This is a genomic window from Hyunsoonleella flava (genome assembly GCF_004310325.1).
GTDB lineage: Bacteria > Bacteroidota > Bacteroidia > Flavobacteriales > Flavobacteriaceae > Jejuia > Jejuia flava.
Map to the genome: position 1 here is coordinate 217830 of NZ_SIRT01000001.1, position 25427 is coordinate 243256.

A 25427-nucleotide genomic window follows, 5' to 3' on the forward strand; every position below is an offset into this window, starting at 1 on the left:
AAAAAGCCCAAAAGTATTGACTTTTGGGCTTTTTTATTTTTTACATGGGAAATTATAGCCTTATGTAGAATTTTTTTCTGTGTTTTGGAAACAAGTTCTATATTGTGCATACCAACCAACCCACATAACCCAATGTTTAACAATGATGAATTCTCAGACTCTTTTGGTCATATACCCGAAGAGACTTTTTTAAAAATCAAGGGGATTTCGGAGTTCAAAAAATTTGATCCTCACGTTCAATTGGATGAACTCGGAAAAGTACCCTCAAAATTGTATTTGCTAATATCAGGAGTAATGCGATGTTACATTACTTCAGAATCAGGAAAAGAATTTAACAAGCGTTTCTTTTTTCCTATGAACTTTGCAGGATCACTTACGGCTTTGATAAAGAATGCACCATCCGAAGTTGTGTATGAAACTATTACAGAATGTAGCCTCTACGAAATTGATTATAAAGAGCTAAAGCAGATGTGCGCTACTGATATAGTAATTAGCAATTTGTACACAGTTATTCTTGAAAAAGTTTTTATGCGGTACGAAAAACGACAGTTAGAGCTTATTTCCATGAATGCTTCACAACGCTATCTCAAACTAAAAGAGGATATACCAAATATTGATAAGTTAGTACCTCAATATCATATAGCATCTTACTTGAGTGTAACACCTGTTCAGATGAGCAGAATAAGAAAAAAAATGAAAGAATCTCAGGATTAACAAATGTTAACCTCTATAACTTTTGATTGCTATATATTTGTAGTGATATCTTCCAGATATTAAATTATAGGAGGATTAATAGCTAACCGACCAAAAAAAGCAGGTAATAAACCTGCTTTTTTTATGTCGATTTTTTTATGGTACGCCTTATTTTAAGGAACCCACCATGTCCTCAGGTTTTACCCATTCGTCATATTCCTCTGCAGTGACATATCCAAGGTTTATAGCTTCTTCTTTAAGTGTAGTTCCATTTTTATGGGCGGTATTTGCAATTTCTGCTGCCTTATAATATCCAATTTTGGTATTTAATGCTGTGACAAGCATTAAAGAATTATTTAGTAATTCTTTAATTACAGCATGATTGGGTTCAATACCAACGGCGCAATTTACATCAAAACTAACGCAGGCATCTCCTAGAAGTCGTGCAGATTGCAATACATTAGCAGCCATTACAGGTTTAAAAACATTAAGTTCGTAATGTCCTTGTGTACCGCCAACAGAGACGGTAACGTCATTACCAATTACTTGTGCACAAACCATGGTTAGGGCTTCACACTGAGTAGGATTTACTTTCCCTGGCATGATAGAACTTCCTGGTTCATTTGCAGGAATGATGATCTCACCAATTCCTGAACGAGGTCCGGATGCCATCATTCTAATGTCGTTTGCAATCTTATTTAAAGAAACAGCTAATTGTTTTAGGGCGCCATGAGTTTCTACTAAAGCATCATGTGCAGCTAAAGCTTCAAATTTATTTGGTGCGGTTACAAAAGGTAACCCTGTAAATTCTGCTATATATTCAGCAACGCGCTTACTATAGCCTTTAGGCGTGTTTAATCCAGTTCCTACGGCTGTTCCTCCTAAGGCTAACTCGCTTAAATGAGACAATGTATTTTCCAAGGCTTTTAATCCATGATCTAATTGAGCCACATAGCCAGAAAGTTCTTGTCCTAAAGTCAATGGAGTTGCATCCATTAGGTGTGTCCTACCGATTTTTACAACATCCTTAAATTCCTGTGATTTTTTATTTAAGGTATCCCGTAGTTGTTTTACACCTGGTATTGTAGTTTCTACAATTTTTTTGTAAGCTGCAATATGCATTCCAGTAGGGAAGGTGTCATTCGAGGATTGCGATTTATTTACGTCATCATTAGGTTGAATTGTTTTTTCACCCTCACCTATAACTTTTCCAGCTATTTGATGTGCTCTGTTAGCTACTACTTCATTAACATTCATGTTACTTTGTGTACCAGAACCTGTTTGCCAAATTACTAAAGGGAATTGGTCGTCATGTTTACCTTCCAAAATCTCGTCACAAACCTTGGCAATTAAATCACGTTTTTCTATATCTAAAACTCCTAATTCACAATTGGTGTATGCTGCAGCCTTCTTTAAGTATGCAAAACCATAAACAATTTCTAATGGCATTGAACCACTGGGGCCAATTTTAAAATTATTTCTAGAGCGTTCAGTTTGCGCGCCCCAAAGTTTATCAGCGGGCACTTTTACCTCGCCCATAGTATCTTTTTCTATTCTAAAACTCATTTCGATGGATATTATAAGTAAGCTACAAAGTTAGGTCTTTTCTAACGTTTATAATTATGATTTTTGTTAGTTTTTACGTCTGTTTTTTAACATTTAAATAACTAATTTAATGTTACTAAGAATCTAAAATCTATTAATTTAGTAGGAATAAAGTAAAATTAACATATACACACTAAAAATAAAATTATGGCAACAATTAGACTAGGAGATGAAGCTCCAAATTTTAATGCGAAAACTACTGAAGGCGACATTAATTTCCATGACTGGTTAGGAGACAGTTGGGGTATTTTATTTTCCCATCCAGCAGATTATACACCGGTTTGTACTACAGAATTAGGAACTGTAGCTAAATATAAAGAAGAGTTTGATAAGCGTAATGTGAAAGTTGTGGCACTGAGCGTTGACGGATTAGATTCTCATAAAGGTTGGATTGGGGATATTAACGAAACCCAGGGTACAACTGTAAACTTCCCGATAATTGCGGATGAAGATAGAAAAGTATCTGAACTTTATGATATGATTCATCCAAATGCAGACAGTAAGCTAACGGTACGTTCAGTTTTTGTGATTGGTGATGATAAAAAAGTGAAATTAATCATTACATATCCCGCTTCAACGGGAAGAAATTTTGACGAATTGCTAAGGGTAATAGATTCTCTACAGCTTACTGCATACCATAAAGTAGCTACACCAGCAAACTGGAATAACGGGGAAGATGTGGTAGTATCTCCTGCTATAGCAACTGAAGACATACCGAGTATGTTTCCTAAAGGGCATAAGGTTGTAAAACCGTATTTACGCACAACACCACAACCAAATTTAGACTAGTTAAAAAAACTGTTAATAATTTTTGGTTTAATATTGTAAAACAAAAGGCTTTGTAGTAACTTTGCTAAATATTAATTAAGACGTTTAAAATGTTATTCGAATTTGACCAGTATTTAGGATTTTTAGCTTTCTTAACAATTTTGACCATTGGATTTTGGTTAATGATTTTTTTGTTGACCTTTGTGATTCCTTATTGGATAGGAGGATCGTTAATTGAAAGATTAAAAGAAATTAGAGAAGAGAAAAAAGCGAAGCGTCTGCAGAGTTAGACTAATTTAGAAAAAGATAATATTAAATATAAAAGGAAGCAAAATGCTTCCTTTTTTGTTAGAATACCGTTCGAAATATCATAGAATTTCATTAATACTTTCAGGAGGTCTACCAATGACTGCTTTATCGTTATTGATGACGATAGGTCTTTCAATTAATTTGGGATTTTGAATCATTGCAGAAATAATATCGTCTTCTGATAGTTCTTTTCCCTTGTAATCTGATTTCCAGATGGCTTCGTTTTTTCTGACCAATTCAATAGGTTTGATACCCAAAAGATTAATAATTTTTTTTAACTCTTCTTTTGAAGGTATATCCTCTAGGTATTTGATAATCTGAAAGTCTTTTCCAGAATCTTCTAGTATCTGTAAACCTTCACGCGATTTTCTGCATCTATTGTTGTGGTATATTTTTATCATGGTAGTTTAATATTATATTTTTTTAATTCTGAAACTAATAGTTCAGGTGTTTTAAAGTGTATGCCATGTATCCCTATACTTTTTGCAGTTTCAATATTCCGAACATTATCATCTATAAAAATGGAATTTTCAGGTTGAATATTGAACCTTTTAAGCGTAATTTCAAAAATATCTCTATTGGGTTTCCTTGTTTTTTCTTCTCCTGAAACCACAATACCCTCAAACCAACCTAAAAACTCAAATCGTTTTTGCGCAATAGGAAAGGTTTCACTGCTCCAGTTGGTCAATGCCACTACTTTATATTTTTCGGTTTTTATAAGGGTTTTTAAAATTTCAACTGTACCTTCTATGGCACCTCCAATCATGTTTTCCCATTCACCATAGTACATTTTTATATAGTTTTCATATTGAGGGAACTTCTCAATCAAGTCTTCAGTACCCAAGGATATCGGGTAACCTTCATCTTGGTTTTCATTCCAGTCCATGGTGCAGATATTATTCAAAAACCACTTGGTTTTCTCTTTATCTCCTTGGAAAGCTTTTAAAAATACATATTCAGGATTCCAATCGATAAGAACCCCGCCTAAATCAAAGATTATTGTATTTACTTTGCTGGTCATATAACTCTATCATAATATTTCTTTAAAGGTTTATATTTATAAAAAACGATATTTATGCCTCTTGTCATATATTACAAACCTTTAATTTATATTCTATCGATACAAATCTTAATTTTTTAACCAAAGTAAATAAAAAACCTAAGAACATTCTTAGGTTTTTTAAGTCGTATATATTTTAATAGTCTTAATTATTTACATACCACAGCATGAGCGATAACGTAGATATTGCCGGTCAAATTATCCTGAATAGTATATTTACCTGGAGCTACAGTTGGCTTACCTTTCTTATTAGCCGGGTATTTATCATTTCCAGCATATACATGTGTTTCTTTCAACACATAACCATCATCAATATTGTAAGTTACATCAACATTTCCATCAGAATAATTTACGGTTACTGTACCTACTAAACTCCCTTTACTTACATCACATTGTCCTGCACCGGCATATACATTATAGGTATACTCACCTTCTGAAAGTGGACCGATATTCCATCCCCATCTTTTAAACTTATAAGCGTCATCATCAATAAAACAAATTGAATCATCATTACTGTTTCCTTTGGCAAATGCCGTTTCACAACCACTTATACGCACCTCTTTTTCCGGAACATCTATAGTGATAATTAAAGATTGTTGGGTAGTAGAAGCAAGAATAACAGCAATTTTTTGACCACACTGTGGTATAAAACCTTCCCCATATTCTGCAGCTGCAACAACTAATTCTAAACCTAATCTTTCATTATCTGATTTATTGTTATCCCATTGGTCAATAGGGTCACAAGAAAGAAAATCACAATCGTCAGTACAATTATTCCCTGTTCCTTCAATAATTTCCCATATAGCCCATTGTAAGTGACCAAAAGTATAAATACCACCATTAGGGCTTTCCGTACCAATTATATCTTGGTTCAATAGCCAATTGATTCTATCAAAATCATTTGGGTTTTCAAACAATGGCACACCTGGACTTTGCTCTAAACCACTAACGTCTTCATAGCTTGAGTACACGTCATATGAAAAAGTGTCGCTTGTCAATAGCCCTTCCAAATCAGCACACCATGCTGGAATATTTGAACCTGCTAAATAGCCATTATCAATATCTAAAGCCGCAAAAGAGCCACCACCTTCAATACATTCTGCCTGTTTTGCAAAGACTGATACGGTTTGAGGTAAGTTTAATTCTAGAGCATCCAGATCAGGTTCACAATTCACTAATGTTTTGGATGTACTTTTCGAAAAAGAAACAGAGCTGTTTTCTTGAGATTCGATTAGGTTTTCTTCTTGAAATTCAATTAATTCATTATTGCATGACAGCAATAATAAACTTATTACCAGCATACTCAAAATAATTTTTTTCATGATTTTAGTTTTTTTGTAAATTAATTAATAGCGATGGTAAAGTATAGTAAAATATCCATTAATAATATTAAAATAGATTAGCTATTGTAAAAAATCGATAATAAGTAAATTTTATGTTATTAATTTAACTTAATGAATATAAGAGTATTAGAAAATCAGATGTTACTAGTTTTGATTTACTGCAAGTCTTTAAACATAGTAGTATGTCATAATTGATTACCATCCTCAACTTGTTGCCCCATCATCATTAGGTATGCCTTTAAAAAGGCATCAATATCACCGTTCATAACAGCATCAACATTACCGGTTTCGTGAGATGTTCTAACATCTTTTACCAGCTTATACGGGTGCATTACGTAGTTTCTAATTTGGCTTCCCCATTCAATCTTCATTTTACTCGCCTCAATGTCGTCTCGTTGGGATAATTGCTTTTGAAGTTCAATTTCATATAACTGAGATTTTAGCATTTGCATAGCTCTTGCTCTGTTATCATGCTGAGAACGTGTTTCTGAACATGAAATTTGAATCCCAGTTGGTTTATGGGTTAATTGCACCTTGGTTTCCACTTTATTTACATTTTGTCCGCCAGCGCCACTTGAACGCGCGGTCGTAATTTCAATATCGGCAGGGTTAATTTCAATCTCAATAGTATCATCTACCAGCGGATAGACATATACTGAAGCAAAACTAGTATGGCGTTTCGCGTTACTATCAAAAGGAGAGATGCGAACTAAACGATGTACGCCGTTTTCTCCCTTTAACCAACCAAATGCAAAATCGCCTTCAATTTCAAGAGTAACCGTTTTTATACCTGCAACATCGCCTTCTTGAAAGTTTAGTTCTTTTACTTTAAAACCACTTTTTTCCGCATACATTAAATACATGCGCATCAGCATGCTGGCCCAATCGCAACTCTCAGTACCACCAGCACCTGCCGTAATTTGTAATACTGCACTAAGGCTATCGCCTTCTTCAGAAAGCATGTTTCTAAACTCGATGTCCTCTAGTAAGTTAGCTGCTTTGGCATAACGGTTTTCTACATCTTCTTGGGTAGCTTCCTCTTCTTTAAAAAACTCGTAAATAACTTCTAAATCTTCAACTAAAGTTTTTGCGGTATTGAAATCTTCAATCCACTTTTTCTTTACGCGAATGGATTTCATAATAATTTCTGCAGCTTTGGAATCGTTCCAAAAATCAGGATCGAAGGTTTGTTCTTCTTCGTTCTGTATTTCTATAAGTTTGGCATCTATGTCAAAGATAGTGCCTAAGTTTGTCAAGGCGGGTGTTTAGATCTTTAATTTGATCGGATGTTATCATGTTTATTTTTTTAGCAAAAATAGAGAATAACAGAATAATATATTCGATTAGTGAAGCGAATTCTTAAAATAAGAATATCTTTATTCAGGGTTTTAATTTTTTTTCAACTAATTTTTTTTCAACAGATAAAAGAAATTAAGAACCATTTAAAGACTATTTTTGATATCGGTTAAATTAAAACAGAAGTTTGCTAGTATTAAAATTGTTTTATGAAAAATCGTTGTAACAATTTAAATTTATTTTTAGAACTATATAAAAACTCGCAGCTACCAAATTGTTATTCAGACTTAACTTATAAAAATCGGAGTATATTTAACAGTTTTAAAACATCAGATGATAAAAAATACTTGGTGTATTCGCATAATTTAACTCCTAGTTATTTAAATTATTCTATTGATACTAAAGCATATAAGTTTAGTAAAATCAAGCAAACCAACGAGGGGTTTGTAATTGACCTGTCTGGAGTTTCCAGTGTACAGGAATACATGAATTTTCACCTTAGCCAAAATTCAAGGAGAACCGTAAGAAGGGCAAGACAGCGTTTAGAGAATAGCTTTGATATTTCTTACAGAACATACAATGGTTATATACCTGAAAAAGAATATGATAAGCTTCTTAATGCTTTAGAAGTGATGCTAGATAAAAGAATGAAACAAAAAAAACTAGAAAATGAAAAATCAGCAGAATGGAAAAAAATAAAGGAACATTTTTATAATTGTTTTAATAAAAAAAAGTCTACTATTTTCGTTATTTATGATTCAAATGAACCCATAGGAATTTCTCTCTATTATTTAGTAAATAAAGTTGTTTTTTGCTATATATTTTCATTTGATATTGATTATGTAAGGTTTGGTCTAGGGCATATAATTACTTTTAAGCAAGTTGAGTGGTGTTTTGAAAATGATTATGAAGTTATGGAGTTGGGTTATGGAGATCATGATTATAAAAGAAAATGGTGTAATAAAATTTATAATTTTGAGCACCATATTTTGTATGAGAGGAACTCTGTTAATGGTGTCATATGGGGCAAAATTGAATATTGTAAAATCTTTATTAAAGAGTTTCTAAAACGAAAAGGGCTAGATACATATTTAAATATGTTAAAACAAAATAAAAAATATAAAAATAAAAGTTATCAAAATAATAACGTATCTGAAGTCAGCTTTAATAACCTGTCAGAAACTGATGAAAATTTAATTTGTACTGAAATCGATTGGAAGTCAGGTGAGTTTATATTCATTAAAAGGATTGTATTTGATTTTTTATACAAGTACCGAGAAAATGTCAATGATGTTAAATTATTTAGAGTTGATAAGCAATTAGAAACATTTTTTATCCAAGGTAAGAAGAACAAAAAAAAGTTCATTTTAAGTTAGATTTTATGACATACCTAAAGATAAATAGAAAGAATTTTTATCATGACCTTTATGAAAGGCAAAACATACCAAAATGCATTTCGAGAATTAGTTTTGCAAACACTGATAACGTACTATATAAATCTGAAAATTTATCTAATAATGAGCTAGATGAAAAAAAAATATATTCAATTCAAGTTATACCAGATTACTTCACGATTACGTATGATTCTTTTTTAAGTAAAAAAGTCATAAAAGAATTCCGTTTAGGATATGCGTCTAAATTAAATGAATTTAAAGATGTAAGAAGCTATGTGAAAAGTCAATATGGAAAGAATGCTAAGTCCGTTTTTAAAAGAGTTAAGCGCTTAGAGACTTGTTTTGACGTTAAATACGTTTTGTATCATGGACACATAGAAAGAGCTCAGTACGATTTTCTTATGGACAGCCTTCGTAATATGCTTTTAAAAAGGTTTAAACAAAGGAATGATTCTAATTATCATATTAGCTCTTGGGACAAGTTATACAACAATATCTTCAACCTTATTAAATTAAAGAAGGCTTCACTATTTGTAATATACAATGCAGATGAACCGATTCAAATAAATATTCAATACCACTTTAAAGGTATTTTAGTCAGTTCTGTTGCATCTTATAATATTGATTATCAAATTTTTGGATTGGGGAATACTGCGATATATAAACAGATAGAATGGTGTATTAACAATGATTATACTTTTTTTGATCAAGCGCATGGAGACTTAGACTATAAGCGTAGATGGAGTAATGTTATTTATGATTTTGAGCATCATATCTTATATTCTAAGAATGACTTAATATCAAGTTTAAGAGTATATATTGAGACCCTTAAAGTAATAACAAAAGGATTTTTAAGGAAGAAAAAAGTAATTGTTTCATTAAAAAGACTTAAAGATTATTTTTCCAAAAAAGCTAAGGACGTTGATGATATAGAAAAATATTATGAAATTATTGAAATAGAAAATTTTGAGTATGAGCTTAAAAAATTTTCATCAATAAATTGGAAATCTTTAGAATATAAATTTTTAATAAAAAGTATATGTGATTTTTTATATTATAATTTCGAACACTACAATGTCATAGAGGTATTCCAAAATAATTCTGTAAGTAATATATTTATAATAAGAGGGAATAATAATTTTCAAAAAATAGTCTTTCCTTAAAAATAAAGGGCTACTAAAGACTTATCTCATAAAAGATGTTCATTATAGTAATAAAATAGATACAGGAACCAAAAATTGTTACACAATTTAGGCTGTACAGAGTATAATCTTTATGAATTGATTAATCTTTTACAAAAACTTTACTATCTAAATCATAAATAAAAAAAGAGGCATTTATTATAAAATGCCTCTTTTCTGTATTATTTATAGAACGATTATTAATACCCGTATATACAATATTTGTAATAGTAGTAACATGTCCAGTGTCTATAACATTTTGTAGGCTCAGGTTTAACATATTCACAAAGTTCCCCACCATGCGTACTGGTACCGCTTATTACGTTAAATACACCTTTTTCATAACCAGGACCTATATTTAGGTAACAGTTAGTTTTGATTTTAGTGTAGTAGCAATCACCTATATAAATGTAGATGTATTTGCCAAATGAACCATCATGATTTACGCCTTCAATTGTGAATTCTTCACCTGGTTGTAAAACTTTGTCGAATACTTTTTTACCCCAACAAGTGTTTTCATATTTTTGATATATTCTCACTCTTTTTGCATAATGCCAATCGAATTCCATGGTTAATTTGTCAACATCACCTTCACAATCATCACATTCTTTTTCCTTTTCAGGAACTTCTTTAGTAATAATAAGAGATTGAGATGTTGTAGAGGCTAGAATAACGGCTATTTTTTGTCCACATTGTGGTACAAACCCTTCTCCAGATGCTTCAGCTGCGGCAACTAGTTCTAAACCTAGTCTTTCATTATTATCTTTATCATTATCCCATTGATCAATAGGGTCACAGGAAAGAAAGTCACAATCATCGGTACAATTATTCCCTGTTCCTTCAATAATTTCCCATATAGCCCATTGTAAGTGACCAAAAGTATAAATACCACCTTCTTCGCTTTTGCTTTCAGTACCAATTATATTCTGGTTCAATAACCAGTTAATTCTATCAAAATCATTTGGATTTTCAAATAGTGGCACACCTGGGCTTTGCTCCAAGCCACTTACGTCTTCATAGCTAGAATAAACGTCATATGAAAAAGTGCCGCCTGTTAATTGCCCTTCTAAATCGGCACACCATGCTGGAATATCTAAACCTGCTAAATAACCATCATCAATATCTAAGGCCGCAAACGAGCCCCCGCCTTCAATACACTCTGGTAGTTTTGTAAAAACTGATACGGTCTCTGGCAAACTAGCAGCAAACCCCTCAATATCAGCTTCACATTCTGCAGATGTAGATTTACTAGCTGTACTAAAAGTAAGTCCTTGATTTTTAGTTTCTCTTTGTGCTAAAATTTCGCTTTCAGCATTCATTTGAATGGCATCATCTCCCTCATCAATGCCAGCAATTTCAATTTCAGAGGATAGAATTTCCTCTTCAGCAGCAATTTCGGCTTCTGTACGAGTTTGTGCTTGTTCTTCTGCTTCAGTACTTTCGTTTTGACAAGAGAAGAACATAACGGCTGCACCAAGTAGCAATAATAGATTTTTCTTCATAATTTAAATTTGTGTTTATCAGATTAATAGTTAACTGTGGGTAAATTTATAAAAAGTGCAACCTCACCTATTAAATTTTTGTTAAATGAAATATTTTTTCGATTAATAGATAAAACCCAAAATTTTGACGTTCAATAGATTAAATGTCTTTTTTATAGACAAATAGTAAGTGATAGTTGTATGGAGTTTTTTAATATCTTTTCTTTAGTAATTAATTAGTTTACTTTTAATCCTTTAATTTCAAATCATGACCATAGACTTAAGGAGTGACACTGTTACAAAACCTTCTAAAGGAATGCTAAAAGTAATGTTATCAGCAGAGGTAGGCGACGATGTCTTTAGAGAAGATACAACGGTAAATGAATTAGAAACTGTAGTTGCAAAAATGTTTGGTAAAGAAACTGCATTGTTTTTTCCTAGCGGAACTATGGCGAACCAAACTGCCATAAAGTTGCACACGCAACCTGGAGATCAAGTAATTTGCGATAAGTATGCACACATTTATAATTATGAATCTGGTGGTGTGGCATTTAATAGTGGTGTTTCGTGCAATTTAATTGATGGAGAACGGGGGATGTTTACTGCAGAACAGATCAAACAGGCCATAAATCCAAACGCATACTACTACAGCAAAACAAGTTTAGTTGAAATTGAGAATACTACGAACAAGGGTGGTGGTGCTTGTTGGGATTTCAATGAAATCTTAAAAATTAAGCAGGTATGTAACGAAAACAATTTAGGAATCCATTTAGACGGTGCACGCTTGTGGAATGCTCTTGTTGTAAAAAACGAAACGGCTCAACAATATGGGCAGGTATTTGATACTATTTCGGTTTGTTTTAGTAAGGGCTTGGGTTGTCCTGTAGGTTCAGTATTGATTGGGGATCACGAAATAATGAAGGATGCTATCAGGACACGAAAAGTATTTGGAGGTAATATGCGGCAAGCAGGCTATTTGGCTGCCGCTGCGCTTTACGCATTGGAAAATAATATTGGCAGATTAACCGAAGATCATCAAAAAGCAAAAGAAATAGGAGAGATGTTAAGTACACTTTCAGTTGTGAAGCACGTGGAGCCGATTGAAACCAATATTGTCATTTTCGAATTAAGTCCAGATGTCGATGAAGAACAGTTTACTCAAAAACTGAAAGAGAACAATATTTTAATAATTGGAATGGGAGGAGGTAAACTTCGTATGGTAACACACTTAGACTATACCGATGCAATGCATGAAAAGGTATTGGATTTCATCAAAACTTTTTAATCTCGGCCTCCTTTTATTTAAACATATCCATTCCGGGGATATTCGGCATACCCTCTTTTGCAACAGCTGCAAGTTCAGTTTCATTTACGTTAGTAGCTTTTTCTATAGCTTTGTTTAAAGTAATTATTAAATAATCTTCCAATTGCTCTTTATCTTCTAAAAGAGTATCATCAATTTCAATAGATTTTATAGTTCTGTTGGCAGTCAATGTAACTTTCACCTTGCCATCATTACTTTGCTCATCTACCAATACCGTATCTAAACGCTTTTTTGTTTCTTCTACTTTTTTCTGGGTTTCTTTTAGCTTTCCCATCATATTCATCATATCTCCAAACATAGTCTTCTTTTTTAATAAACATTTATAGAGCAAAACTATTAAAATACATGGTATTTTTGATTTAAAAATTGTTAAAGTAAAAAAACAACTTCTAATTGTCATCTTAAGCCTTATTTTTGCTTCTTCTTGTAAAGATGACAGACCGATGAAAAACACCTCAGGTATTGTAACACCACCTGTTGCAAACAAAAAACCAAAAAAGCTTACCATACATAACGATACTAGAATAGATAACTACCACTGGTTGAATCGGAGAGAAGATACCGAGGTTTTAGACTATTTGAATGCCGAAAACGCTTATACCAAAGCGATGATGAAGCACACAGAGGGTTTACAGAAATCATTATTTGAAGAAATGAAGGCAAGGATTAAAGAGAATGATACGTCTGTACCATATAAACTCAATGGCTATTGGTACATTACAAGATTTGAGATAGGAAAGGATTATCCCGTTTATGCCCGGAAAAAGGAAAGCTTAGAGGTTGAAGAAGAAATAATGTTTGATTGTAATGTAATGGCAAAACAACATTCGTATTTCAAGTTAGGCGGTATTGCCATTAGTCCTGATAACACCATGGCGGCATTCTCAACAGATATTGTTAGTAGAAGGCAATATACTATCAGAATAAAAAATTTAAAAACAGGCGAGGTTTACAAGGACGAAATTAAAAACACTACAGGCAGTATAACATGGGCAAACGACAATAAAACGTTGTTTTACACCAAAAAGGACGAGGTAACACTTAGATCTTATAAAATATTTAAACATGTTTTGGGAACATATATTACTGAGGATGTTGAAGTATATCATGAAGCGGATGAAACATTCAATACTTATATATATAAGACAAAATCCAAAAAATATCTGGTAATAGGTTCATCCAGTACACTATCAACTGAATATCGCATTCTAGATGCCGATACACCAGACGGTAAGTTTGAAGTATTTCAAGAGCGAATAAGGGATTTAGAATATTCCATCGCACACTTCAAGGGTAATTTTTATATCGTTACAAATGCTGACGCATCTACAAATTTTAAAGTATGTAAAACTCCTGAAGATAAGACTTCCAAAGACAATTGGATAGATATCATTCCACACCGAAACAATGTTTTGATTGAAGATATTGAGATTTTCAAAGATTATTTAGTGGTTAATGAACGCGAAAACGGCTTGAATAACATCCGAATTATTCATTGGAATGGTAAAGAGGATTACTATTTGCCTTTTGATAATGAAACTTATAACGCTTATATAGGCAATAATCCAGACTTTGAAAGTGAAACACTTCGTTATGGTTATAATTCCTTAACAACGCCCAGTTCTATTATCGATTATAACTTCAAAACAAAAACAAAGGATATAAAGAAAGAACAAGAGGTGTTGGGATGTAAATTCAAAAAAGAGAATTATGAGTCTCAACGTATTTGGCCTACTGCAAGGGATGGTGTAAAGATTCCAATGTCCATAGTATACAAAAAAGGTCTTAAGTTGGATGGTTCTAATCCAGTATTACAATATGCTTATGGCTCTTATGGCTCCACTATAGACCCCACGTTTTCAAGTATAAGATTAAGTTTGCTGGATAGAGGTTTTATTTACGCCATTAGTCATGTTAGGGGAGGTGAGTATTTGGGTAGAGATTGGTACGAAAATGGAAAGTTGCTCTTAAAGAAAAATACTTTTACCGATTTTATAGATTGCTCAAAACATTTAATTGCCAAAGGTTACACTTCAGAAAAACATCTTTATGCTTATGGTGGTTCGGCAGGAGGTTTATTGATTGGCGCAATAATTAATATGAATCCAGAGCTATACAAAGGTGTTTTAGCAGCTGTTCCATTTGTGGATGTTGTTACTACAATGCTTGATGATAGTATTCCATTAACTACTGGGGAATATGATGAATGGGGAAACCCTAATAATATTGAGTTTTATAACTATATGAAATCGTATTCTCCGTACGATAATGTTGTAAGTCAAAATTACCCCAATATACTTGTTACTACAGGTTTACATGATTCTCAAGTACAATATTGGGAACCTGCAAAATGGGTGGCAAAATTACGTGATTTAAAGACCGATGACAATAAATTACTTTTGCATATTGATATGGATTCAGGTCACGGCGGTGCTTCAGGTAGGTTTGAGAGTTTAAAGGAAGTGGCTCTGGAATATGCATTTTTACTAGATTTAGAAGAGATTAGGCACTAACAAAAAAAATGCTTATTTTTGCCAAGTTTAAGTCATCATTTTGATTCCACATCAAATTGCTGATAAATTACATTTATGAAACAACAAAATAAAGTTTTTGACAATGTATTAGATTTAGTAGGCAACACACCGCTTGTTAAACTTAATCGAATCACTTCAAAGCTAAAAGGGAAGTTTTACGCCAAAGTAGAATCTTTCAATCCAGGGCAATCTTCAAAAGATAGAATAGCACTTTATATTATAGAACAAGCTGAAAAGCAAGGTATTTTAAAACCAGGAGATACCATAATAGAAACCACATCTGGAAACACAGGTTTTAGTTTAGCTATGGTAAGTATCATCAAGGGTTATGATTGTATTCTTGCAGTAAGCTCTAAGTCTTCAGCAGATAAAATTGATATGCTGAAAACCATGGGGGCAAAAGTATATGTTTGTCCTGCTCACGTAAGCGCTGATGATCCTCGTTCTTATTATCAAGTAGCTAAGCGATTACATGATGAAATGAAGGGTTCTGTATATATAAATCAGTATTTTAACCAGTTAAACATTGATGCCCATTATGCATCTACTGGTCCAGAAATCTGGGAACAGACAGAGGGTAAAATCACGCATTTGGTAGCTTGTAGTGGTACAGGTGGTACTATATCAGGTACGGCGAAGTATTTAAAGGAACAAAACCCCAACATTCAAGTCATTGGTGTTGATGCTTTTGGTTCTGTGATTAAAAAATATCATGAAACTCGTGAGTTTGACGAGAAAGAGATTTATCCATATCGTATTGAAGGTTTAGGTAAAAACTTGATACCAACAGCTACAGATTTTGATACAATTGACGAGTTTGTTAAAGTAAATGATGAAGACAGTGCGCACACTGCAAGAGAAATTGCCAAAACAGAAGGCATGTTCGTGGGGTATACATCCGGAGCTGCTATTCAGGCCATAAAGCAATTAGGAGAGGAGAAACGATTCAAAAAAGACGATTTAGTTGTTGTGATCTTTCCTGATCACGGTTCAAGATATATGAGCAAAGTGTATTCTGATAAATGGATGAACGATCAAGGATTTTTTGATAGTATTCACGAAGAGGCTTCACAATCAATTCAATACATAAAATAATAAGTAAATACATACTTTTAATAGAAATGGTTTTTTGTTTTATCGCAAAAAACCATTTCTTTTTTTATTTTGTCAATAATTGAAGGGCAAAAATTGTGCATAAACCAGATAAATATTTAATTTTGCAGCAACTAACTAGGAACTAAAAACTTCGTGTCTAAACATAAACGAACGATTCAAAACGTTCAAAAACACATGTTTAATTTTAGAGTTATATTTAATAGTAGATGAAAGATTTATTTGATAAGATTTACAAGGATAAAGGACCTTTAGGAAAATGGGCGGCTCATGCAGAAGGATATTTTGTGTTTCCTAAACTTGAAGGAGAGATTTCAAACAGAATGAAATTTCAAGGCAAAGACGTTATTACTTGGAGTATAAATGATTATTTAGGTTTGGCAAATCATCCAGAGGTTAGAAAGGTTGATGCCGAAGCTGCGGCAGAATATGGTTCCGCTTATCCAATGGGGGCTCGTATGATGTCTGGTCATACTAACCTTCATGAGCAATTACAAAATGAATTGGCTGCATTTGTTAAAAAAGAAGCAGCATATCTTTTGAATTTTGGATATCAAGGAATGGTATCTACTATTGATGCACTTGTTGCTAAAGATGATATTATTGTTTATGACGTTGATGCACATGCTTGTATCATAGATGGTGTGCGTTTGCATATGGGTAAACGTTTTACCTACAAGCACAATGACGTAGATAGTTTAGAGAAAAACTTAGAACGCGCCACTAAAATGGCAGAACAAACAGGAGGAGGTATTTTAGTGATTTCTGAAGGAGTTTTTGGTATGCGTGGTGAGCAAGGACGTTTAAAAGAAATTGTTGCGCTTAAAAAGAAGTTTAAATTCAGGCTATTTGTTGATGATGCTCACGGATTTGGAACTCTAGGGGCAACGGGAGCCGGAGCGGGTGAGGAGCAAGGTGTTCAGGATGACATTGATGTATATTTTGCAACATTTGCCAAATCTATGGCAAGTACAGGTGCTTTTATAGCTGGCGATCAGGAAATTATTGACTATTTAAAATACAACTTGCGTTCTCAAATGTTTGCAAAATCATTGCAAATGCAATTGGTGAAAGGTGCCCTAAAGCGTTTGGATATGTTGAGAACAATGCCAGAGCTAAAAGAAAACCTATGGAAGATTGTTAATGCACTTCAATCTGGTTTAAAAGACAGAGGTTTTGATATTGGTACCACTCAAAGTTGCGTGACTCCTGTATATTTAAAAGGTAGTATTCCTGAAGCAATGGCGCTAGTTAAAGACTTGCGTGAAAATTACGGAATATTCTGTTCTATAGTGGTTTACCCTGTAATACCTAAAGGATTAATTTTACTAAGAATGATTCCAACTGCTACACATACTTTAGAAGATGTAAGAGAAACGTTGGATGCTTTTGATGCTATTCGAGACAGATTACAAAACGGAACTTACAAGCGCTTATCTGCGGCTGTAATGTCTGCTATGGGCGAATAAGAACGTTATAAAATGTTATAAAAAAAGGTTCGGTATAAATTATCGAACCTTTTTCTTTTTATAAATCTTTTCTGAAAGTTTTCCTTTTCCTATAGACTTCTGGATTGAAATGTTTCCAAATATTATGAATGGCATGGTTATCCTCTAATTCAGGAGTACGATAACACATTTTAATCCCTTTTTCGGTAAATGTATTGTAATATTCATTGAAAATAACAGCATGAACGCCTTTGTTTTGATATTCTGGGTGAATGCCAATTAAATAGAAGTTTACATCCTTACTGTGTTTTTTAGCTTTTAGGATATGGGAAAAACCAAACGGAAACAATTTCCCTTTAGCTTTTTGTAATGCTTCGGCATAAGACGGCATTACAATAGCAAAGCCAATAAGTTTATCATCTTTATCTACTACGAACTTTATGTATTCTGGATTGATAAAATTCAAGAATTTCTTCTTAAAATATTCTTTTTGAATATCAGTAATGGCAACAAAACTAGATAGTGAAGCGTAGGTTTCATTAAACAAATCAAACATTTTATCAGCATATGGCATAACCTCTTCGGTTTTATTAAAGGTTAGTGCTTTTAGTTGATATCTGCGCTTTATAAGCGCTTGAGCTTTCATAAAAGTATCGGGGTCTACATTAGAAAAAGGAAATCTACTTTCTATATAGCCTTTTTCAATGGTGTACCCTGCTGCCTCATAGTGCTTAATGTAATATTCGTGGTTGTACCAAGTAACCATGGGTGTAATGGCATCAAAACCTTCATCTATTACCCCAACTTTATCAAGATTTGAAAATCCTACGGGTCCTTCGGCGAATTCAAGGTTGTTTTCTATTCCTATAGCCTCTACTTTTTCCAATAATGCTTTTGAAACATCCAGATCATCAATAAAATCAAACCAACCAAAACGCATTTTCTTTTGACTCTGGTTTTTCACTTCCAACCAGTTAATAATAGCCGCCACACGCCCAACTATTTCATTATTTTTATAGGCCAAAAACAGTCGCGCATCTGCATCATTGAAAACTGGATTTTCATTCTTATCAAAAGTTTTTAACTCTTGACTTATAATTGGCGGTGTCCAGTATTTTGAGCCTTCATACAATTTAAAAGGAAACTTAACGAATGCTTTTAAATCGCGTTTGGAAGTCACTTCTTCTATTCTAATCATAAGTCCCGATCTTAGATGGATTATTTGTCGAAATCTTCATCCTTTCTTTTGCGTTTTTTAACTTTATTTTCATCCGTTGCGATATCTTTTTTGCTTTTTTTCTTTTTTCTCTTCTTTTTTCCTCTTCTATTCTTTCTTTCTAATTCATCCTCGGCTGAATTCCCATTGTCAATTTCTTTGTCCTTGTGAAAATCAAACCTGTAAGAGGCACCTAGTGTTAGATTTAAAACCGAAGGCGTATCTTTTGTGTTAAATGTTACAGCAGTATCTAGCTGGAAGTTTTTATCCCATAAATATGCACCTCCAAATCGTAATAAATTATCTGCATAAAAATCACTTTTAATACCTTGAGTTTCACCAAAAACTACCCATTGTGGACTAAATGAATGGGTGAGCGTTAATATGTATGAGAAATCGGATTGGTTTGTGCCAATTCTATCCTTAATCAAATTCATTACAAACACCCAGCCGCCATTAAAATTATTTTGCGTAGCAATCATTACTTTTGGACTAAAACCTTCGATACCGGGAGCGGTGTAGGGATTATTTTCGGTATCATAATTTGCGCCAACGTATACCGCTACAGCTGGAATTAATGATTTCCATCTAAAGCTGTGATTAGCTTTCCAGCTGTAAAGGTTTGGTTTTTCACTTTCGGTGTTTTTGTAAGGGTCAAAAATAAGATACTTAGCTCCAAGCGTGAGATATCTAAAGTTGGAACGTGGATCTTTAGTTGTAAAAGTTGAGATATTTGTTCTAGTGTCATTCTGGTAATTCCCCTCAATATTTATTTCAAGTTGCTCAAATAGCAAGCCATATCTAGCAGAAAAGTCAACTCCAAAACCGGATATCTCATATCTGGGCAAGGGTGTTCTTTCTTCTTTAATGTATAGTGGACCAACTTCAAATTGCAGCACGTTTGTCCCTACTGAAAAGGCGCTTCTGGACATGCCAGGTCTGTTGGAGTTTATAACTTCTGTATACTGTGCAAAAAGGCAATTGCTGCCAATTAATACCGAAGCAATAAGCAGATGTTTAAAGATTTTCATACGAATGATTTAGGGTAAAAAATATTAAGATGTCGGGATTAGGCTGGTTTTCCATTATTTCAAATATAGATATTTTATCTTTTTTTTATGTTTTTTCAACGTTTTTTAAACCTCTAGAATTGTATTTTTGTATTTAATTATTAATAAAAGCTAATATGGGTTTATTAAGAACCATACTTATAATAGTTTTAGTTTACTACGGAATTAAAGTCCTTTCAAGAATATTTGCACCTTTTTTGTTTAAATACGCTACTAAAAAGGCGGAGGAAAAGTTTGGTGGTCAGTTTAATAACCAGCGCCAAGACCCCCCTAAAAAGGAAGGCGAAATTAGTATTGATAAGATGCCCAGACAAAAACAGTCAAATAAAGATGTTGGAGATTATGTCGATTTCGAGGAAATTGACTAATTTCATCCCTTAGTGTTTTAATATTTTTTCATGCAGCTCTTATTTAGGAAATCACTTTCACATTTACTTATTTTAGTCGGATTTGTTGTTGTTTCGCTTGCTTATTTTAATCCTGTTTTACAAGGGAAACAAATATATCAAAGTGATATTGTACAATACATTGGCATGTCTAAGCAGCAAAAAGATTTTAAGGCAAAAACGGGAGAAGAAACGTATTGGACAAACAGCGCTTTTGGAGGTATGCCCACATATCAATTGGGGGCAAGATACCCACATAACTACATTAAAAAATTAGACTTAACATTACGTTTTTTACCAAGACCAGCAGATTATTTGTTTCTCTATCTGCTAAGTTTTTATATTTTGTTGGTAGTGCTAAAGGTGGACTTTAAACTGGCAGCTTTAGGAGCTTTAGCTTTTGGTTTCTCCACGTATTTAATCATTATCCTAGGAGTAGGGCACAACAGTAAAGCCCATGCTATTGCATACATGCCTTTGGTTTTAAGCGGTATTATACTGGTGTTTCAGAAACGATATGTTCTTGGGTTTTTGTTAACAGCAATAGCGATGGGATTAGAATTGGTGGCGAACCATTTTCAAATGACGTACTATTTGCTCATTCTTGTTATTGTTTTAGGTGTTGCCTATTTGATTGATGCCTACAGAAAGCAGATGCTGCCTCATTTTTTTAAGTCTGTAGCTATTTTGTTTGCTGCAGTGGTTCTAGCCGTAGGATTAAACGCAACAAACGTCTTGGCTACTCAAGAATATGTAAAACATAGCACACGTGGTAAAAGTGAATTAACTGTAAATCCTGACGGTTCTCCAAAAGAAGTGACATCGGGTCTTGATAAAGATTATATCACACAATTTAGCTACGGCGGCTGGGAAACGTTCAATTTGTTTATTCCTAGGTTTATGGGAGGTGGTAATGCTGAAAACTTAGGTAAGGACTCCAAAATATATGATGCTGTTAGAAAACTGGGTGCATCTCCAGCACAGGCTTTAGATCAAGCTGAACATGCGCCAATGTATTGGGGAAATCAACCCATTGTTGAGGCTCCGGCCTATATTGGAGCAGTTGTTTTATTTCTGTTTGTGTTTGCGTTATTTTTAGTGAAAGGCCGTTTAAAATGGTGGCTTGTGGGCGGAACAGTACTAGCACTCTTGCTGTCTTATGGTAAGAATTTAAATTTTTTGACTGACTTTTTTATTGATTACGTGCCGTTGTATAATAAATTTAGGGCGGTAACTTCCATTCAAGTAATTTTAGAGCTATGCGTGCCTGTGCTTGCAATTTTTGGTTTGGTAAGACTTTTTAACGATTTTAATAAAGAAGAGGAAAAACTTAAGGCTTTAAAATATAGTACCGTGATTACCGGAGGATTGGCTTTGGTGTTTTTGCTTTTTGGACGTTCGATGTTCGATTTTGTTGGTGCGAATGACGGGAGTTATATTCAGGCTCTAGGTCAAGATTTTATTAGGGCAGTTAAAGAGGATAGGAAATCAATTTTTACTGCAGACACCATCAGGTCATTGGTTTTAGTGCTGATTTCGGCAGTATTGATTTTTGGTTATCTGAAAAACAAATTAAGGGAACATTGGGTTATTCTAGGATTTACGGCTTTAATTTTATTTGATTTAGTTGGTGTAAATCGCCGTTATGTAAATGGTGATGATTTTGTGTCATCAATACAAATGTCAAAGCCATTTACAGCAAACCAAGTGGATAAGCAAATTATGAACGATACATCTCATTTCAGGGTGTTTGATTTGGTTTCTGGCCCTTCAAAGCCATCTTACTTTCATAATTCATTAAATGGTTATAATGCAGCTGAATTAAAGCGTTATAGAGAAGTGTTTGATTGGTACGTATCTCGTAACAATATCAATGTGCTTAATATGTTGAACACAAAATATATTATAGCACAAGACGAGGAAGGCAACGTTTTTCCTTATATGAACGAGAAGGCCAATGGAAATGCGTGGTTTGTGGAGAAATTGATGGAGGTGTCATCTGCTAATGAGGAAATTAAGCTTTTGGATAGTTTGAATAATAAGCGAGTAGCGGTAATTGATTCAAAATATTATGATTCAGATTTTAAAAGTAGTTTTGATGTAGATTCTATTGCTAGTATTGAAGTTGTTAAATATCAGCCTAATTACATAAAGTATAATACTAAAAATAAAAATGAAGGATTTGCAGTATTCTCTGAAATATATTATCCAAAGGGGTGGAAAGTCACTGTTGATGGAGAAGAAGCTGAGTTTACGCGTGTAAACTATATTTTAAGAGGCATGAAAGTGCCTGCTGGAGCGCATACTATAGAATTTAGGTTTGATCCTGATGTTGTTAAAACAGGAAGCTCTATTTCATTAGCAAGTTCTGCTATATTGGGGTTACTGCTACTTGTAGGTTTATTTTTTGAGTTTAAGACCAAAAAGAGTGCGTAAAAAAAAAGTGCTCATAATAGCTTATTATTGGCCTCCTGCTGGTGGTCCTGGAGTGCAGCGTTGGCTTAAATTTGTAAAATACTTGCCTAGTTTTGGTGTGGAGCCGGTTGTATTTGTGCCTGAAAACGCCAATTATCCTGTAATTGATAAAAGCCTTCAAGATGAAGTTTCAAATGATATTGAAGTAGTAAAACTACCTATTTCCGAGCCTTATAAATTCGCAAAACTTTTTTCAAAAGCGAAAACAGGTACTATTAGTAAAGGTATAATTAGTGAAAATAAAAAGCAGTCGCTCATTGAAAGGTTAATGCTTTTTGTTAGAGGTAATTTTTTTATTCCTGATGCCAGAATTGGGTGGGTGAAACCTGCTTCATCTTTTCTGTTAGATTTTATTCCAAATAATGATATTGAAACCGTTATAACCACAGGGCCGCCACACAGTATGCATTTAATAGGGCTCAATCTAAAGCAAAATCTAGGAGTGAAGTGGTTGGCAGACTTTAGGGATCCATGGACGACTATTGGATATCATAAACAATTGAAGCTTACAAAGTCATCCCAAGGAAAACATAAAGCTTTAGAAAGACGAGTACTTTCAAATGCTGATAAAATCATTGTAACATCTTCGGTTACTAAGCAAGAATTTCAACGCATAACAAAACAACCAATTGAAGTGATTACCAATGGGTATGATGATGAAGTCGGAGGATCTGTCGAAATGGATTCTAAATTTACAATATCACATATTGGCTCTTTATTATCCAAAAGAAACCCTGAAATTCTATGGAGAGCAGTTTCTGAATTAATTTCTAAATATGACGATTTTAAAAATGATATTCAATTAAATTTTGTTGGATTTATTAGTGAAAATATATTAAAAACAATTGCTAGTTATAATTTAAGTAAATATATAAATAAGGTAGGTTATGTTTCACATTTAGAATCAATTAAATATCAAAAAAAATCTCAATTATTATTACTTATAGAGGTCGATTCTAAAGACACAAGAAGTATCATACCAGGTAAGCTTTTTGAGTATTTGGTTTCAAACAGACCTATCCTTGCCATTGGACCTAAGGGATCAGATATTGAACAAATTATTAAGAACACAAATACTGGAACATTCTTTAGCTACCAAGATTTGGAATCATTAAAAAAAACTATATTAGACCATTATATGGCTTATAAAAGTGGTAATTTAAAAACTAGTCCTATCGGATTACAGAAATACCATAGAAAGGCACTTACGCAATCATTGTCAAATTTATTATAATGGGCATTGTAGCTTCTCAATCATTTAAAAATATAGTTTCTACGTACATAGGCTTTTTAATTGGAGCAATTAATACCCTGTTTTTGTATGTAAACTTTATGAGTGACACATATTACGGTATGGTCGGTTTCATGCTGTCTGCGGCTTTTGTACTGATGCCTCTTATGGCATTTGGCGTTAACAATACACTAGTAAAGTTTTATTCATCGTTTAAAACCCGATTATCCTTAAATAGTTTTTTAACGCTTATGTTGTTTCTGCCGCTAGCCGTAATTATTCCATTGAGCATAATAGGTTATTTAGCTTATGAAACTATTGCTGATTTTTTGTCTACTGAAAATGCTCTTATAAAGGATTATCTGTGGCATACAATTGTAATAGCAATAGCTTTGGCGTATTTTGAGGTGTTTTTTGCTTGGGTAAAAGTGCAATTGCAAACTGTTTTTGGCAACTTTATGAAAGAGGTTTTTCATAGAACAGGAGTAATGGTATTACTCTTTCTGCTATATTTTGAAGTTCTTAGTATAGAACAGTTTATGATAGGCATTGTGTTAGTCTATGTGTTGCGAATGTTGATAATGATGTTCTATGCCTTTAGTATAAAACTCCCTGTATTGGTATTTAAAAAAGTTAATGGTATTAAAGCTATTTTAAAGTATTCGCTTCTCATAATTGTAGCGGGATCCGTTGCTACAATACTATTAGATGTAGATAAGGTAATGTTGGGTAAATATATTCATATTAAAAACGTGGCTTATTACAACGTTGCTATTTTTATAGCAGCTGTAATAGCTGTACCACAACGTGCAATGCATCAAATACTACTTCCGCTTTCAGCTAAATATTTAAATGAAAGGGATATGGATAGTCTAGCTGATTTGTATAGGCGTAGCTCTTTAAATCTCCTAATTGTGGCTGGAATGATTTTTTTGTTGATTGTTCTCAATATAAATCAGCTATACACATTGATAGATATTGAATACAGTGTTGGATTGTATGTTGTGCTTCTTATTAGTTTCACTAAGCTTTATGATGCAGTATTAGGCAGTAACAACGCCATTTTATTTAATAGTGATTATTATAGAATAGTTCTAATACTAGGCGTTGTTTTGGTGGTGGTAATGATTTTATTAAATATAGTTTTGATTCCTATTTATGGATTAAACGGCGCTGCTTTGGCAACTTTTATTGCTGTATTTTTATACAATACATCAAAGCTAGCGGTGGTTTACAGGGTATTTGGTATTACTCCTTTTTCTAGTAAAACGTTTAAGGTGTGCGCGTTAATAATTCTTATGGGGCTTTTGGGTTACTTCTGGGATTTTAATTTTCACGCAATTTTGAACATTTTATTAAAATCGGTAATTACTGTTGTCATGTTTTCTATTGTAATTTACAAGATGAATTTTTCTTCAGATATTAATAGTTTTGTAAACAAACTACTTGCCAATTTAAGAGGGAAGTAAGTACAAACAGAAAACCCCACGATATTGCTTT

At 33.3% G+C, this 25427-nt stretch carries 22 protein-coding genes; 13 read left to right on the plus strand and 9 right to left on the minus strand.

Going from position 1 to position 25427, the window contains the following annotated elements; translation table 11 throughout:
• Positions 1-132 precede the first annotated feature (132 nt).
• Positions 133-714 (plus strand): Crp/Fnr family transcriptional regulator, encoded by a 582-nt coding sequence (locus tag EYD45_RS00875; RefSeq protein WP_130962455.1) that lies wholly within the window; start codon positions 133-135, stop codon positions 712-714.
• Between the two features lie 147 nt (positions 715-861).
• On the opposite strand, the gene fumC is transcribed toward EYD45_RS00875, so the two are convergent.
• Positions 862-2259: a class II fumarate hydratase gene (gene fumC, locus EYD45_RS00880; RefSeq protein ID WP_130962456.1), complete on the minus strand. Its 1398-nt coding sequence runs from the start codon at positions 2257-2259 to the stop codon at positions 862-864.
• Positions 2260-2445: 186 nt separating this feature from the next.
• Here fumC and EYD45_RS00885 point away from each other — a divergent pair, with 186 nt between their 5' ends.
• Entirely contained in the window at positions 2446-3087 is a 642-nt protein-coding gene (locus EYD45_RS00885) for a peroxiredoxin (protein WP_130962457.1), read from the plus strand.
• 89 nt (positions 3088-3176) lie between these two features.
• A complete protein-coding gene (locus EYD45_RS16895) occupies positions 3177-3356 on the plus strand; it encodes a hypothetical protein (protein ID WP_092578595.1) in 180 nt (59 codons plus the stop codon).
• 78 nt (positions 3357-3434) lie between these two features.
• On the opposite strand, the gene arsC is transcribed toward EYD45_RS16895, so the two are convergent.
• From arsC to prfB, 4 genes are all read right to left on the minus strand, one after another.
• Positions 3435-3776 (minus strand): arsenate reductase (glutaredoxin), encoded by a 342-nt coding sequence (gene arsC, locus EYD45_RS00895; protein WP_130962458.1) that lies wholly within the window; start codon positions 3774-3776, stop codon positions 3435-3437.
• Positions 3773-4396 (minus strand): HAD family hydrolase, encoded by a 624-nt coding sequence (locus EYD45_RS00900; RefSeq protein WP_130962459.1) that lies wholly within the window; start codon positions 4394-4396, stop codon positions 3773-3775. The genes arsC and EYD45_RS00900 overlap by 4 nt, the downstream gene beginning before the upstream one ends.
• A 188-nt stretch (positions 4397-4584) precedes the next feature.
• A complete protein-coding gene (locus tag EYD45_RS00905) occupies positions 4585-5757 on the minus strand; it encodes a hypothetical protein (protein WP_130962460.1) in 1173 nt (390 codons plus the stop codon).
• A 206-nt stretch (positions 5758-5963) separates the two neighbouring features.
• Positions 5964-7074 (minus strand): peptide chain release factor 2 gene (prfB, locus tag EYD45_RS00910; RefSeq protein WP_130962461.1). Its coding sequence is split into 2 segments (ribosomal slippage): positions 5964-7010 and positions 7012-7074, totalling 1110 coding nucleotides; the frame shifts between segments, so codons are not numbered across the junction.
• A 209-nt stretch (positions 7075-7283) separates the two neighbouring features.
• Here prfB and EYD45_RS00915 point away from each other — a divergent pair.
• A complete protein-coding gene (locus EYD45_RS00915; protein ID WP_130962462.1) occupies positions 7284-8450 on the plus strand; it encodes a GNAT family N-acetyltransferase in 1167 nt (388 codons plus the stop codon).
• 5 nt (positions 8451-8455) lie between these two features.
• Entirely contained in the window at positions 8456-9631 is a 1176-nt protein-coding gene (locus tag EYD45_RS00920) for a GNAT family N-acetyltransferase (protein ID WP_130962463.1), read from the plus strand.
• Positions 9632-9849: 218 nt separating this feature from the next.
• Here the strand turns inward: EYD45_RS00920 and EYD45_RS00925 are convergent, their stop codons facing one another.
• Positions 9850-11151 (minus strand): hypothetical protein, encoded by a 1302-nt coding sequence (locus EYD45_RS00925; protein ID WP_130962464.1) that lies wholly within the window; start codon positions 11149-11151, stop codon positions 9850-9852.
• 247 nt (positions 11152-11398) lie between these two features.
• Here EYD45_RS00925 and EYD45_RS00930 point away from each other — a divergent pair, with 247 nt between their 5' ends.
• Entirely contained in the window at positions 11399-12415 is a 1017-nt protein-coding gene (locus EYD45_RS00930) for a threonine aldolase family protein (RefSeq protein ID WP_130962465.1), read from the plus strand.
• A gap of 13 nt (positions 12416-12428) precedes the next feature.
• On the opposite strand, the gene EYD45_RS00935 is transcribed toward EYD45_RS00930, so the two are convergent.
• Positions 12429-12752, minus strand: coding sequence for a YbaB/EbfC family nucleoid-associated protein (locus EYD45_RS00935; RefSeq protein WP_130962466.1), 324 nt, complete (start codon positions 12750-12752; stop codon positions 12429-12431).
• A 145-nt stretch (positions 12753-12897) separates the two neighbouring features.
• On the opposite strand from EYD45_RS00935, the gene EYD45_RS00940 reads away from it, so the two are divergent.
• The 3 genes from EYD45_RS00940 to EYD45_RS00950 all read left to right on the plus strand — a co-directional run bounded on the left by EYD45_RS00940 (position 12898) and on the right by EYD45_RS00950 (position 17570).
• A complete protein-coding gene (locus EYD45_RS00940; protein ID WP_130962467.1) occupies positions 12898-14967 on the plus strand; it encodes a S9 family peptidase in 2070 nt (689 codons plus the stop codon).
• A gap of 75 nt (positions 14968-15042) precedes the next feature.
• Positions 15043-16083 (plus strand): PLP-dependent cysteine synthase family protein, encoded by a 1041-nt coding sequence (locus EYD45_RS00945; RefSeq protein ID WP_130962468.1) that lies wholly within the window; start codon positions 15043-15045, stop codon positions 16081-16083.
• A gap of 227 nt (positions 16084-16310) precedes the next feature.
• Complete coding sequence (locus EYD45_RS00950; RefSeq protein ID WP_130962469.1) at positions 16311-17570, plus strand: aminotransferase class I/II-fold pyridoxal phosphate-dependent enzyme; 1260 nt, start codon at positions 16311-16313, stop codon at positions 17568-17570.
• 58 nt (positions 17571-17628) lie between these two features.
• Here the strand turns inward: EYD45_RS00950 and EYD45_RS00955 are convergent, their stop codons facing one another.
• Together EYD45_RS00955 and EYD45_RS00960 are read right to left on the minus strand one after the other, a co-directional pair.
• Positions 17629-18747, minus strand: a complete 1119-nt coding sequence (locus tag EYD45_RS00955; protein WP_130962470.1) for a GTP cyclohydrolase — start codon at positions 18745-18747, stop codon at positions 17629-17631.
• A 20-nt stretch (positions 18748-18767) separates the two neighbouring features.
• Complete coding sequence (locus EYD45_RS00960; RefSeq protein ID WP_130962471.1) at positions 18768-19796, minus strand: transporter; 1029 nt, start codon at positions 19794-19796, stop codon at positions 18768-18770.
• 155 nt (positions 19797-19951) lie between these two features.
• Here EYD45_RS00960 and EYD45_RS00965 point away from each other — a divergent pair, with 155 nt between their 5' ends.
• The 4 genes from EYD45_RS00965 to EYD45_RS00980 are packed head-to-tail and all read left to right on the plus strand — an operon-like array spanning position 19952 to position 25396.
• On the plus strand, positions 19952-20203 hold the full coding sequence (locus EYD45_RS00965; RefSeq protein ID WP_130962472.1) for a DUF4834 family protein: 252 nt from the start codon (positions 19952-19954) through the stop codon (positions 20201-20203).
• 30 nt (positions 20204-20233) lie between these two features.
• Complete coding sequence (locus EYD45_RS00970) at positions 20234-22657, plus strand: YfhO family protein (protein ID WP_130962473.1); 2424 nt, start codon at positions 20234-20236, stop codon at positions 22655-22657.
• A complete protein-coding gene (locus EYD45_RS00975; protein ID WP_165453856.1) occupies positions 22650-23930 on the plus strand; it encodes a glycosyltransferase family 4 protein in 1281 nt (426 codons plus the stop codon). Before EYD45_RS00970 ends, EYD45_RS00975 begins: the two co-directional genes overlap by 8 nt.
• Positions 23930-25396, plus strand: a complete 1467-nt coding sequence (locus tag EYD45_RS00980; RefSeq protein WP_130962475.1) for an oligosaccharide flippase family protein — start codon at positions 23930-23932, stop codon at positions 25394-25396. The genes EYD45_RS00975 and EYD45_RS00980 overlap by 1 nt, the downstream gene beginning before the upstream one ends.
• Positions 25397-25427: the final 31 nt, after the last annotated feature.

What these genes read in the sequence shown, in the direction of transcription:
- EYD45_RS00875 (WP_130962455.1), top strand. Translation starts at nt 133, where the DNA reads ATGTTTAACAATGATGAATTCTCAGACTCTTTTGGTCATATACCCGAA.
- fumC (WP_130962456.1), bottom strand. Translation starts at nt 2,259, where the DNA reads ATGAGTTTTAGAATAGAAAAAGATACTATGGGCGAGGTAAAAGTGCCC.
- EYD45_RS00885 (WP_130962457.1), top strand. Translation starts at nt 2,446, where the DNA reads ATGGCAACAATTAGACTAGGAGATGAAGCTCCAAATTTTAATGCGAAA.
- EYD45_RS16895 (WP_092578595.1), top strand. Translation starts at nt 3,177, where the DNA reads ATGTTATTCGAATTTGACCAGTATTTAGGATTTTTAGCTTTCTTAACA.
- arsC (WP_130962458.1), bottom strand. Translation starts at nt 3,776, where the DNA reads ATGATAAAAATATACCACAACAATAGATGCAGAAAATCGCGTGAAGGT.
- EYD45_RS00900 (WP_130962459.1), bottom strand. Translation starts at nt 4,396, where the DNA reads ATGACCAGCAAAGTAAATACAATAATCTTTGATTTAGGCGGGGTTCTT.
- EYD45_RS00905 (WP_130962460.1), bottom strand. Translation starts at nt 5,757, where the DNA reads ATGAAAAAAATTATTTTGAGTATGCTGGTAATAAGTTTATTATTGCTG.
- EYD45_RS00915 (WP_130962462.1), top strand. Translation starts at nt 7,284, where the DNA reads ATGAAAAATCGTTGTAACAATTTAAATTTATTTTTAGAACTATATAAA.
- EYD45_RS00920 (WP_130962463.1), top strand. Translation starts at nt 8,456, where the DNA reads ATGACATACCTAAAGATAAATAGAAAGAATTTTTATCATGACCTTTAT.
- EYD45_RS00925 (WP_130962464.1), bottom strand. Translation starts at nt 11,151, where the DNA reads ATGAAGAAAAATCTATTATTGCTACTTGGTGCAGCCGTTATGTTCTTC.
- EYD45_RS00930 (WP_130962465.1), top strand. Translation starts at nt 11,399, where the DNA reads ATGACCATAGACTTAAGGAGTGACACTGTTACAAAACCTTCTAAAGGA.
- EYD45_RS00935 (WP_130962466.1), bottom strand. Translation starts at nt 12,752, where the DNA reads ATGTTTGGAGATATGATGAATATGATGGGAAAGCTAAAAGAAACCCAG.
- EYD45_RS00940 (WP_130962467.1), top strand. Translation starts at nt 12,898, where the DNA reads ATGAAAAACACCTCAGGTATTGTAACACCACCTGTTGCAAACAAAAAA.
- EYD45_RS00945 (WP_130962468.1), top strand. Translation starts at nt 15,043, where the DNA reads ATGAAACAACAAAATAAAGTTTTTGACAATGTATTAGATTTAGTAGGC.
- EYD45_RS00950 (WP_130962469.1), top strand. Translation starts at nt 16,311, where the DNA reads ATGAAAGATTTATTTGATAAGATTTACAAGGATAAAGGACCTTTAGGA.
- EYD45_RS00955 (WP_130962470.1), bottom strand. Translation starts at nt 18,747, where the DNA reads ATGATTAGAATAGAAGAAGTGACTTCCAAACGCGATTTAAAAGCATTC.
- EYD45_RS00960 (WP_130962471.1), bottom strand. Translation starts at nt 19,796, where the DNA reads ATGAAAATCTTTAAACATCTGCTTATTGCTTCGGTATTAATTGGCAGC.
- EYD45_RS00965 (WP_130962472.1), top strand. Translation starts at nt 19,952, where the DNA reads ATGGGTTTATTAAGAACCATACTTATAATAGTTTTAGTTTACTACGGA.
- EYD45_RS00970 (WP_130962473.1), top strand. Translation starts at nt 20,234, where the DNA reads ATGCAGCTCTTATTTAGGAAATCACTTTCACATTTACTTATTTTAGTC.
- EYD45_RS00980 (WP_130962475.1), top strand. Translation starts at nt 23,930, where the DNA reads ATGGGCATTGTAGCTTCTCAATCATTTAAAAATATAGTTTCTACGTAC.